This window comes from Alteromonas sp. AWM4_230, assembly GCF_056158305.1.
This window is the reverse complement of the sequence record NZ_JBSWTB010000001.1, coordinates 4,416,475-4,427,863: the sequence shown is the minus strand read 5'-3', so window position 1 is coordinate 4,427,863 and position 11,389 is coordinate 4,416,475. Positions and strand designations below refer to the sequence as shown.

General features: G+C 43.9%; 11 protein-coding genes. 5 read left to right on the top strand and 6 right to left on the bottom strand.

All coding sequences use genetic code 11. From position 1 onward, the window contains the following. The first annotated feature begins 4 nt into the window (after nt 1-4). The gene (locus ACXACS_RS19065; protein WP_474808958.1) at nt 5-1,075 is read left to right on the top strand and encodes a mechanosensitive ion channel family protein; all 1,071 of its coding nucleotides are present in this window, start codon (nt 5-7) and stop codon (nt 1,073-1,075) included. Nucleotides 1,076-1,221: 146 nt separating this feature from the next. Here ACXACS_RS19065 and ACXACS_RS19060 read toward each other — a convergent pair whose 3' ends face one another. Continuing rightward, nucleotides 1,222-2,688, bottom strand: a complete 1,467-nt coding sequence (locus tag ACXACS_RS19060) for an exo-beta-N-acetylmuramidase NamZ family protein (RefSeq protein ID WP_474808956.1) — start codon at nt 2,686-2,688, stop codon at nt 1,222-1,224. Nucleotides 2,689-2,743: 55 nt separating this feature from the next. Beyond that, nucleotides 2,744-3,739 (bottom strand): N-acetylmuramic acid 6-phosphate etherase, encoded by a 996-nt coding sequence (murQ, locus tag ACXACS_RS19055; RefSeq protein WP_474808954.1) that lies wholly within the window; start codon nt 3,737-3,739, stop codon nt 2,744-2,746. Between the two features lie 188 nt (nt 3,740-3,927). Between murQ and alr the strand changes: the two genes are divergently transcribed. Continuing rightward, the gene (gene alr, locus ACXACS_RS19050; RefSeq protein WP_474808953.1) at nt 3,928-5,004 is read left to right on the top strand and encodes an alanine racemase; all 1,077 of its coding nucleotides are present in this window, start codon (nt 3,928-3,930) and stop codon (nt 5,002-5,004) included. 438 nt (nt 5,005-5,442) lie between these two features. Here alr and ACXACS_RS19045 read toward each other — a convergent pair whose 3' ends face one another. The 4 genes from ACXACS_RS19045 to ACXACS_RS19030 form a co-directional block, all read right to left on the bottom strand. Next, nucleotides 5,443-6,156 (bottom strand): YitT family protein, encoded by a 714-nt coding sequence (locus ACXACS_RS19045; protein WP_474808951.1) that lies wholly within the window; start codon nt 6,154-6,156, stop codon nt 5,443-5,445. A 233-nt stretch (nt 6,157-6,389) separates the two neighbouring features. After that, complete coding sequence (locus ACXACS_RS19040; protein WP_179982234.1) at nt 6,390-6,701, bottom strand: hypothetical protein; 312 nt, start codon at nt 6,699-6,701, stop codon at nt 6,390-6,392. Between the two features lie 88 nt (nt 6,702-6,789). Next, nucleotides 6,790-7,179, bottom strand: coding sequence for a VOC family protein (locus ACXACS_RS19035; protein ID WP_474808948.1), 390 nt, complete (start codon nt 7,177-7,179; stop codon nt 6,790-6,792). Nucleotides 7,180-7,224: 45 nt separating this feature from the next. Further along, nucleotides 7,225-7,479: a Rho-binding antiterminator gene (locus ACXACS_RS19030; protein WP_239636104.1), complete on the bottom strand. Its 255-nt coding sequence runs from the start codon at nt 7,477-7,479 to the stop codon at nt 7,225-7,227. 343 nt (nt 7,480-7,822) lie between these two features. Between ACXACS_RS19030 and ACXACS_RS19025 the strand changes: the two genes are divergently transcribed. The 3 genes from ACXACS_RS19025 to ACXACS_RS19015 all read left to right on the top strand — a co-directional run bounded on the left by ACXACS_RS19025 (nt 7,823) and on the right by ACXACS_RS19015 (nt 11,211). After that, a complete protein-coding gene (locus ACXACS_RS19025) occupies nt 7,823-8,941 on the top strand; it encodes a hypothetical protein (protein ID WP_474808947.1) in 1,119 nt (372 codons plus the stop codon). 19 nt (nt 8,942-8,960) lie between these two features. Then, the gene (locus tag ACXACS_RS19020) at nt 8,961-9,758 is read left to right on the top strand and encodes a substrate-binding periplasmic protein (protein WP_474808945.1); all 798 of its coding nucleotides are present in this window, start codon (nt 8,961-8,963) and stop codon (nt 9,756-9,758) included. A 181-nt stretch (nt 9,759-9,939) separates the two neighbouring features. Next, nucleotides 9,940-11,211, top strand: coding sequence for an NRAMP family divalent metal transporter (locus ACXACS_RS19015; protein ID WP_474808943.1), 1,272 nt, complete (start codon nt 9,940-9,942; stop codon nt 11,209-11,211). The last annotated feature ends 178 nt before the right edge of the window (nt 11,212-11,389 follow it).

Genomic DNA, 11,389 nt, shown 5'->3' with positions numbered 1-11,389 from the left:
ACATGTGAATACAGAAAACTTATCAGGTACTACGCGAGCATCACTAATGGACTCTGTGTTAAGTGCGTTCGTTACATTTGTTCCTTTACTTGTTGCTATAGCACTGGTTGTAAGTACACTCATTACTCTACATTACCTTTTGCTTGCTAAACAAAGCCACCTTACCAGCGAACAGAAACTGCCTCGTCAAGTTGGCATGTTAGTGCTTACTATCATTGGGGCGGTTGTTATAGCAATGACTCTTCCAGTAAGTGAAAGTACGCGAAATCAAGTTATAGCACTTATCGGTGTACTCATTTCTGGTGTCATTGCATTTTCATCTACCACAATGGTGGGTAATTTGATGGCAGGAATAGTACTTCGGGTAAACCGCCCCTTTAGGGTCGGTGACTTCATAAAAGTAGAAGGCTATAGTGGTCGCGTTACCGAAATGGGGTTGCTTGATGTTGAAATTCAAACCGAGAGCAGAGAACTTATTGCCTTCGCCAACACGCTTATGGTGAATTCGCCTGTTTCGGTCACGCGTGCTTCTGGTGCAATTGTTAGCGTGGATATTAGCTTAGGCTATGATATTCACCACAGCGTTATTGAAAAGCATCTACTTGCTGCTGCCGAAAATGCAAAGCTGGCAGAGCCTTTTGTACAGGTCATGGGGCTAGGCGATTTCTCTGTAAGCTATCGTATTTCCGGGTTGCTAACCGAAGTAAAGAGCTTGCTGAGCGCTCGCTCAAGGCTGCATAAAGCTGTACTTGATGCCTTGCACAATTCTGATATTGAAATTGTTTCGCCTAGTTTCATGAACCAGCGTCCTCAGGCCGATGGTTTGAAAATGATTGCTAAATCGCCCAGCCAAACCACCAAAGAAGAAGCGTCTCCAGAAGACGTGATTTTTGACAAGGCTGAAGAGGCGGAGCAGAAAGAAAAGAATAAAGAAATGCTGATGCAGACCATTGCCGATATTGATGCAAAAATCGCAGAGGCTGAAAGTGAAAATAGAGATGAGCTAAAGCAACAAAAAGCCACAGCAGAAGCTAGACTTGCAACACTAGTAAAAACTAAAACAGAGGAAGGTTAGTTTTTACTAACTTTTTTGGGACCTATGATATAAGCTCTAAAAGCTGAGTAAGTGTTTACTTTCACCTTTAATCATCCAAAGGTTAATAGCAGTTCCTCTCCATTTTGTCTTTCTACCAGTTCGTTAAATTGGCAAGCCTACATGAGTTATTCTTGACGTCGTTCGGTGTCTTCATAAAGTAGATATGGCTTTCTTTTTCCTCTGAACGCACTCAAACTTTTTTGCCAGCTGTGGCGAATCTCAGCAGATGTTTTCCCGGTTCGGATTTGCTTTCGTAGTGCATCAGTACCCGCTAATTTATCGAAAAATTCTGGGCGGGTGAAAAATGTTTCTGTAGAACTTCCACTGGCGGTGGCAATACGGTTGTCTTCAGAAAAGCGAGAATAGGCATCAATCAAGGTTTCTATTTCTAATCCACTAATTGGTGAACCTTCTCGATTCTGTAACTTAAGGCTTGAGTTTTCCAAGTCCATATATTCAGCGTCGATAAGATCTGCGCGGGTAAAAACGTGTGCATTTAGTACGGTGTTTTCATGTTTAGGGTGGGGCGCTGCACTATTTGCTTTTACCGGTATTTGGTTTTCACCAAATGCAATATTAGGGTGACCAATAAGCTGAAATGGAAAATCAGTGCCACGGCCAATGCTCACATCGGTTCCCTCGAAAAAGCATAGCGTGGGGTATAGCTGGATAGACAAATCATTTGGTAAGTTAGGGCTGGGTGCCACCGGCAGGGAATAGTGCGCAGTGCGTTTGTAGTTTTCTACCGGCACTACGGTAAGCTTTGCTTGGTTGTAGTTAGTTGCCTCGATATCTAACCAGCGCTCTCCCACGATCATTTGGGCAAGTTCACCTAATGTCATGCCGTGCAAAACGGGAATAGGGTGCATGCCAATAAACGATGAAAATGCTGGCTTTAGCACTGGGCCGTCGACATATCGACCATTAGGGTTTGGTCTATCTAGCACCACAACCTGAATGCCTTCGGCAAAGGCAGCTTCCATTACATAGTGCAACGTACTTAAGTACGTGTAAAAACGTACGCCCACATCCTGAATATCGAAAACAATTACGTCGGTATTTTCCAGCATAGCCGTTGTGGGCTTTTTAGTTGCCCCGTAAAGCGAATGAATAGGTAAATCTGTTTTAGCATCAATATCGCTATTTACCTTTTCACCTGCGCCTTTATCACCTCTAAATCCGTGCTCGGGTGACATAATGCTTACTAGGTCAATGTTACGTTGCAATAGGGCATCTACCAAATGCTGATAGGGTTGGTTTGCTTTTATCTGTCCTGAATGCCCAGTTATCTGGTTATTTCTAACCAAATCATTTCTAACTAAAGAGCTTTGGTTCACTACCAAACTAACTCGCTTACCTTCTAACAAAGGGAGGTATTTTGAATAGCGTTCAGCACCTACAGCAAGTTGATTGGCGTTTAAGTCTTCATTGACCAGCCCACTTTGTTTTGCTTTTAAACTGTCACTATTGGTTGTATATACATGTGTAGATAAGCTGTTTTTCGCACATGAGGTCAAGAAGAAAAAACTGACCAACAAGATAAACGCGATGATTAATACGCTCTTTGTATAACGTGTAATATTTGTGCTCATAGTGACTAAACCGAACCCCCTTATTGCAGTCCCTTATTGCAGAGAAGCGCCTTAGCTATTCACTTTCTTCTACGGCTTTACGTAAGTAGCCATCGTTAGCACTTAGCTGTGCGGCTGCCTGCTCTGCGGTTTGCCCTGTTAGTACCATTAGAATGGCGACCTTTGCTTTGTTGTTGCATGCGCTAAGTGCTGCTAAAGCGGCATCTTCACTACAGTCGGTAGCCTGCATAACAATGCGAAGGGCACGAGCTTTTAGTTTTTCGTTAGTAGCATTCACATCTACCATCAAATTTTGGTAGGTTTTCCCCAGCTTAATCATAGCGCTAGTGCTAATCATATTAAGTATAAGCTTTTGTGCCGTACCCGACTTCATGCGTGTGCTGCCGGTAAGTGCTTCAGGGCCGACAATGGGGCATATGGCCGTGTCAGCATTCTCAAAAATAGCAGCGTTAGGGCTACAAGCAATGGCGCCGGTAAAGCAGCCAAGGGAACGGGCATATTCCAATGCTCCACTTACATAGGGCGTGCGGCCGCTGGCCGAAATACCAATAACTGTATCGGTTTGGGTTAAGGATAAATTCTCAAGGTCGGTGCGACCTGCATCAAAATTATCTTCCGCACCTTCAACCGCGTGCTGAACGGCTTTCTCTCCGCCCGCTATTACACCCACAACCATTTCATCGGGGACGCTAAAGGTAGGGCGACACTCAACAGCGTCTAGTATGCCTAATCTGCCGCTGGTCCCAGCACCAATATAAATAAGCCTTCCGCCATTTTTAATGCTAGTAGTAGCGGCATCTACCGCTTTCGCTATTTGGAGTATTTGAAGTGCTACCGCGTTTGCGACTTTAGCATCCTCGTTGTTAAGGCGGGTAAGAATGCCTTGGGTACTTAACGTGTCTATATCCAAGGTATTGGGATTTCTGCCTTCTGAGACAACTTTATTCAGTGATTTAGCTAATTCATTCACGGTGGGAGCATTATCTGCCGCGTTGTTTTTAATACGGCTGTTTGCGGGCGAATCTGAAGTAGAAGGGTTGTGCGAAGACATGATAAACCTTGAAGCGACGAAATTGTTATAACAAGCGAGCGCAAAGCATAACGGTATTTTAAACCATAAGAAACCTTGCGTTAGACAGTCGTTTTTTCAATATTAATCCTGCGCCCTCAATGCGTTTCTCGTGGTACACTCCGGTTTTATATGTTTCCCCATTAAACATTTAAGGAACGTGTTTTTCAGTGAGCCGACAAACGCAAGCTATTATTCATGCTGACGCCATTTTACATAATTTCAAAGCTCTTGCCGCTTTAGCACCATCAAGTCAATCTATGGCGGTGGTGAAAGCTGATGCCTATGGTCATGGAGCCGTAAATGTGGCGCGTATTCTTCAGCATGTTTCTTCGCGTTTTGCTGTCGCTATTATCGAAGAAGCTATTGCCCTTCGCGATGCGGGAATTACCGCGCCAATCGTTGTTTTAGAAGGGGCTCATCAGGCAAAAGAGTGCCAAATGGCGTTTCAGCATAACTGCATTTTGGTTATGCATTGTGAAGAACAGCTTGCATGGCTAGAAAAATGCCCTGAACAGCAACGCCCCCACATTTGGTTGAAAGTAGATAGCGGTATGCATCGCTTGGGCTTTGCTCTTACAAAAATCGAAGAGATTACTGACAAATATCGACACCTATTAAGTGATAACACGGTTATTGCTACACATTTTGCGTGTGCCGATGACGTGGATAACAGTTTCACCCATGCTCAAATGAATGGGTTTAATCAGGTTGCTGGAAAGCTGGGCCTACCTACTAGCGTGGCTAACTCTCCGGCTACGGTCAATTGGCCCGCAAGTCGAAATGCGTGGAACCGGTTGGGAGTGGGCGTTTACGGTGGTGCGGTTTCAACCTCGCAAAACATTGATGTTGAAATGTATCCAGCCATGACCCTTCGCTCAAGCGTACTGGCTGTGCGAACTATACCCGCAGGCGAGGGGGTCGGGTACGGGCAAACCTGGGTGGCGAATAAACCCAGCAAAATTGCAACCGTAGGTATTGGTTATGCCGACGGCTATCCAAGGCACTGCAAAAACGGTACGCCAGTCATGGTTAGGGGTAAGCGCGCTTATTTGGCAGGCCGCGTATCTATGGACATGATCACCATTGATGTGACCCATATCGACAACGTAGCAGTGGGCGATGAAGTAGAGCTGTGGGGACAGAATGTATCTATTCAGGAAGTTGCAGCCAATGCCGACACTATCGACTACGAATTAATGACACGAGTTTCTCAGCGTGTACCGCGCATTGTGAAATACCTTTAGTTATCAACGCAGTGCCAGTTTGGCTAAATTTTATATAAGTTTTAATAAAGCACTATTCATTAAAAGAATGAGACTTTTACCCCTAATCTGGGCTTTACTGTTGTGGCTTAGTGATGGGATTGCGGCGAATATTTCGCCTTCAACTGTTCTGAGCATCAACTCATAAGTGAGGTTTGTATGCGTACTTCGTTTTCTCGTCCGAGAGTGAATCGTGGAGTAGTTAGTCGACCGTCAAGACCTGTTCAAAAGAAGCAATAGGTTTGTTGTAGGCGTCAAGGAATACAAATAAAAGATACAATAAAGCCCGGTTAGGTTTGCCTAACCGGGCTTTCTATTAACTACTTATATGAACGGTTAAGTACTTTCAGCTTGCCAGTATCTGTTTAGACGCCCAAGCCTTTAAACCTAAACGTAAAACCTTAGGCGCTGACTACCAACTTAGCCATTTTGGGCGCGAAGCTCGCTGTCTATGCTGCTGTGCTCATTGCTATCCACACGCTTCGCGTCAGCCTTTTTTGATTCTGTTTTAGCCTTGTCTGAACTGTCTTCGCCGAGTACTGGGAAGTAACGCTCAGGTCTATGGTTAAGCGAAATTACCATATTTAAACAAAACGCCGCGAGTATCGAGATAAGCACTAATGGCCACGAAATAAAAAACAGTGCGCTAAGCAATATGCAGCTATCTACAGTTAACTGGAAAGTCCCAGCTCTGATATTAAAGCGTTGCTGTAAGTAGAAGGCCATAATACCAACGCCGCCTAGGCTAGAGCTGTGACGGAACATCATCAGCATGCCTACACCAATTAAAATTCCGCCAAATACCGCTGCGAAAAACGGGTTAACGTGGCTGATATCTACAAATGCCGGAATTTGCTCGGTTAACACCGAAACAGTGGTTACAGAGATAAACGTATTGATGGTGAAACGTTTACTAATTTGAGTCCACGCTAGGGTATAGAAAGGTAGGTTAATCAAAAAGAATAACAAGCCGAAGTCCATGTCGAAAGCATAGGTACCTAATAGCGCAAGACCTGCTGCGCCACCTACCATTAGATCTTGCGACTGAAACAAATATACGCCAAAAGCAACAAACAAGCCGGCGCTTATCAGGGCGAAAACATCCTCGACGACACTGTGTTTTGTTTTTTGCATAAAAAAGAGTTTGCGTTAAGAAGACACAGCGTAATTATACGTTTACAGCACATTCGGTGACAGCAAGATGAAAAGTTAACTCAGCATGATAAAAGTAAGAAGGTAAGTTTGCCTTTACGACTTTTAGCGCTTCGGTGAATAAGGTGTTGCGGCGATGTAAACGTTGCACTAAGGTGGTTCAGCTTTATGGCTACAAGAGCTTAATGCGTTCCTAATATTTGAAGGTTGAATGATTATTCCACAATAGAGAACACCACAATATCTTGCTTATTAAATTCTACACTGCACTTCATGATACCTAAGTGCAGTGGACTATATGCTTCAATCTTGCTGCCATTTGCAACAAACTCAGTATCCCACAACAATAAGTCTGCGGTGTTAAGCTGGCGTTCAACGCTTTTTTTCGAAACCCCTGGCGTAAAGTTGTCGCAAAGAATAATGACCTCACGTCTTGCTTCAATCCAGTAAAAGGTAGTGGTGATCAACAGTGCTATCGCCGCTATTGCAACAACATCTGCAATAATAGAACGTTTCATGGCCTGCACGTTTTACTTCTCCTCTACGTCTTTACTGTGGGTGATTAAACCTTGTGATACAGAATGCGCTATAAGCAAGGTGCACTTGTATAAAGTGCTATTCAGTGGTTTGAATCAAATCCCACTTATTGCCGAACTTATCTTTAAAGATGGCTACCGTACCATAAACTTCTTCACGGGGAGTTTCTAAAAACACCACGCCTTTACTTTGCATTTCGTTAAAGTCGCGCCAAAAGTCATTGGTATTTAAAATTAAAAATACTTTGTTTGCGGCTTGGTTACCAATAAGCGCTAATTCAACGTCGTTTTTAGCTTGCGCTAGCAGCAAGCTGGCTGAACTGTTTGGCGGCGTTACTAACACAAAGCGCGAGTCTTCACCGGTTGCTTTATCTTCAGTTAAGGTGAAATTTAAAACCGTTGTGAAGTACTTAATTGCGTTGTCGTAGTCGTCTACGAAGAAGGTAATCGCCGAAAGGTGTTGTGTCATAAATGTGGTTTAGTCCAAAATGGTTAAGTGAACTTGGCATACTACCTAAAAGCTCACCGAGCTGAAATGCGGGTTATCAGTTATTGCATGAAGTTGAGCGATTTCATTAAGGGCAATGTTTTCTACATTACCGTTAATGCGCATTTGTATACATTCTGTTGGCGCGTCATTGCGTTTATCTATAACTGTATTTAGTGCCTTGCCGTTTTTTAGTTCCCCACTTTTTAATACGGCGCTTACCTCAAGTTTATACATGCAGGCTATTTCTATGTAGTCATAAAGCTGACAGGCTATATTCACAGGTTTTCCTATAATTGCTTTTAAAGCGTTGCTCAAATTTTAGATAAGCCCTGGCGTTCACGGCAAAAACTTCTTTATTTACCGTACATTCATTCCACTTCACTTTAAACATTCGACTGCCAATGTTTAAATGCCGCCGCCTATCGGGGCGGCGAAGTTTCTCAGCTTAATTCACAGAAGTCTGACCTTAACAAATGATCTTTTTTTAAGGTTTGCTCAGTATTGTAAGTACTGAAGGATTTATTTTGGTGCACGAAATTCCTAAGCGCTTAAACGCCCCTTTACTCATTAGAGGCAATTTTTAGCAAAGGGTTCCCGCCGAAAATTCAATACAGGAACAGTAATGAACAAGCTACTATCCGCATTTTCTTTAGTTTCAATTGCTACATGCGCTTCGAGCGGCGTAAAAGCCGACGAACTCCCCTTTAATTTAAGCGGTCACGTGAGGGTTAATTACGGACATCAAGATTGGCAAATTCCCGAGTTTAGAGATGGTTTTGAGTTTGAATCATTCAAGCTTGGCGTATCGGGCGAGTCAGACCAGTTTAGCTACAAAGCTGAATACCGTTGGTACGAAAATACTGATTTTGATACCGTTCGCTTCGCTGATCTTACTTATCATTTTGACGATAAAACCGAAATTACCGCAGGTATAACGCAAACCCCGTTTGGTCTACAGCCCTTTGCCAGTAACAACTTTTGGTTTTCAGTTAACTACTATCTTGGCTTCGAAGATGACTACGATGCTGGGGTCAAAATTAATCACGACTGGGGTAAATGGGATTTTCAAGCCGCTTACTTTATGAACGATGAGTACAATGACGCAGCTGAGTTTGGTCGTTACTCATTTGATGTGGCAGATGACGGGGAATACCGAAATAAAGAAGACGGGCAGTACAATCTACGTGCTAACTACTCAGCGAATTTTATACGCGGTGCGACTACCGATATCGGTGTGTCGTATCAGTACGGTAACATTCTAAACTTAGATACGTTAGACGATGGTGATATGAATGCTTATGCCGTTCATATGCGTCATACCCAAGGTGACGTAAAAGTTGAGCTACAGTATATCGACTATGAATACGACCTGGCTGCACCTGAAGGGCAGGCTGACGACCGTATAGCACTATCGTCTTTTACCTTTCCATTTCTGGCGGCTGCTGACGGCAAAACTTATTCAGCAAACCTCGTGTACTCGGTGCCCTATAAGTTTACGCATATAGAATCACTTACCTGCTATTCAGAATACAGTGTTGCCAAAGGCGAAGGAAATGAAGGGAAAAACTCTTCACAGTGGATAAATGGCTGTAGCTTTGGCTGGGATAAATTGTTTGTATATGTAGATAGTATCCAAGGCAAAAACATGTGGTTTTCAGGCGGCCCTGGCGTAGGGCTAGACTTAGGCGGTAGACAAGAAACTACCCACCGGTTGAACATAAACCTTGGTATTTACTTCTAATTAATAACAGGACTTTGACATGCGATTACTACTTATAGCGACATTGATACTAGCGCTAATTCCAATGCAAAGTTTTGCCCATTCATGGATGAAACTGCGTATAGCGACCACAGAGTATGCGCCTTACACGTCAACCGACATGCAGCACGAAGGTTACATAAACCATATTATCGCCGATGCGTTCAAAGAGACGGGCGTTGTAGTGGAGTTTGTATCTTTACCGTGGGAAGAAGCCTTAGAAGCAACCTTAAAAGGTGAATACGACGCAGTTTCTTACGGCAACTTTGTACGTTCTCGAGAAAGCGAGTTTTTTCACAGTAACCCAATAAGCGCAGAGAGCCTGGTGTTTTATGTTAACGCCGAAAAAGGCCCCGATAGTTGGCGTGACCTTAGCGATATGCAAGGTCTAAAAATGGGGATCACAGAAGGGTATTTATATAACGATGAGCTTGCTGCTTTCATTAAAGGTAACGAAAGCGTAGAGGAGCGCAAGACTGATAAAGCGAACCTAGAAGCGCTAATAAACGGTGATATCGATGTTTTCCCCATTGATGAACTTACCGGTTGGTATTTGCTACAGCGAGACTTCAACAGTGGCGACCGTCGTGATGTTATGCCTATTAAACCTTTTATCTCTACGGTAACCACGCATTTGTTAGTGCCTAAAGGGCAAGGCGATAGCCAGCTTATTTTGTCCTTATTCAATAAAGGACTAGAAGAGCTAACGTTGGAAGGTAAACTAACTCGCTTTAAGCGACTGCTAAAAGAAGGCTATTATCAGCACCCGCAGAAGAAGGTAAATTTCGACCGACGCTAACACACAACCGTGTTCTAAACGCGTGCTAATCCACGACTTTTCAATTTGAAAAAAAGGTTGCGAGCCAAACGCGGTTCGCAACCTTTATTCATGCCACTTTCTCATCACTTAGTGTCTTTTCTGCTGATTACTAAACTGATATGGTTAACGGCTATTTTCTAATGCCCATTTAGAGGTTGCCTTGTCGTACTCAGCTGAAACACCATTCCTTGCTCGCATTACCGCCTTACTAAAATTACTCGGTCCTGGTGTGCTTATGGCGACGGCGGCGGTAGGTGGAAGCCATTTGGTGGCCTCAACTCAGGCGGGTGCAAAGTTCGGATGGCAGTTAGCGCTTCTCATATTGTTGGTCAACCTACTTAAATACCCGTTTTTCAGGGCAGGCGTAAGTTACACCATCAGCACGAAGCAAACCCTGCAGCAAGGCTATTTAGAGATGGGGAAACGCTACCTAGCCATTGCCTTGTGCTTAAATACTATCGCATCGGTAGTCAATGCTGCGGCACTGTTACTGTTTGCAGCAAGTTTATTGTCGTATTTTATTCCATTTGATATAGCCATAGCGGTATCTGCCTCAGTAGTTTTAGCGCTCATATTACTGATTTTACTGGCAGGGCATTTTGAAGGGCTAGACAACATTGCCAAAGGCATAATGGGCGTGCTTGTGGTGGCAACCATAGCAGTGTTTATCGTTGCACTTAGTAATTATACTGCGCCAATGGTGCCTGCCGAAGAGCAGCCTTCGCCGTGGACGCTCGCCACGCTCGGTTTTTTAGTGGTAACAATGGGGTGGATGCCTGCACCTATTGAAATATCCTCTATTACTTCTCTTTGGTTAAAGCGTCAGTGCAAAGGTCAAGCGGTGACCCCGAAGTCGGCCCTTTTCGATTTTAACTTGGGCTATGCGGTAACCGTATTACTTGCTCTGCTGTTTTTAGGGCTAGGTGCGTTAATTCTGTATGGCAGCGGCACAGAGCTCAGCACTAGTGGAATTGGCTTCTCTCATCAGCTTATAAGCATGTACTCGTCAACCATCGGGGAGTGGGCGCATCTGCTTATCGCGATAGTGGCGTTTCTATGTATTTTCGGCTCGGCGTTGACGGTATATGACGGTTATGCGCGAGTGGTTGCCGAAGCAATTGCGCTATTGTTTAACAAGGATAAAGCCGCCCGAAATACACTTGTAACACCAGTATTGCTTTTCATGGCAATATTCAGCTTTATTATCGTGCTTTTTTTCAAGTCCGCTTTATTAGCCATGCTAGGCTTTGCGATGACGTTAGCTTTTGTAACCACGCCCATGTTTGCTTGGCTTAATCATAAGCTGGTGGCACAAACTAAGCTGCACCCTGATGCCGCGCCTAATAAGGTAGTAAAGTTACTTAGTTTGCTAGGCCTAATTTACCTGTTTGGGTTTCTTTTGGTATTTGTTTGGTGGAAGTGGTTTAGCTAACGGCTTACCCCAGAACATAGCCTCACTCGCCCCCACCTTTGACAGCCGGTTACTGCTATTGCTAGCCGGCCCACTTCCGCAATTTAATACGAATCTTTTGAAAGCGCCTAAAGGCATGAGAGCCCTAGGTTGACGCTTCACTTCTTCAAGCAGTAGTAAATTAGTTTAATTACTTATA

Coding starts and splice junctions, on each gene's coding strand:
- ACXACS_RS19035 (WP_474808948.1), bottom strand. CDS start 7,179: ATGACACAACACCTTTCGGCGATTACCTTCTTCGTAGACGACTACGAC.
- ACXACS_RS19060 (WP_474808956.1), bottom strand. CDS start 2,688: ATGAGCACAAATATTACACGTTATACAAAGAGCGTATTAATCATCGCG.
- ACXACS_RS19025 (WP_474808947.1), top strand. CDS start 7,823: ATGAACAAGCTACTATCCGCATTTTCTTTAGTTTCAATTGCTACATGC.
- murQ (WP_474808954.1), bottom strand. CDS start 3,739: ATGTCTTCGCACAACCCTTCTACTTCAGATTCGCCCGCAAACAGCCGT.
- ACXACS_RS19045 (WP_474808951.1), bottom strand. CDS start 6,156: ATGCAAAAAACAAAACACAGTGTCGTCGAGGATGTTTTCGCCCTGATA.
- ACXACS_RS19020 (WP_474808945.1), top strand. CDS start 8,961: ATGCGATTACTACTTATAGCGACATTGATACTAGCGCTAATTCCAATG.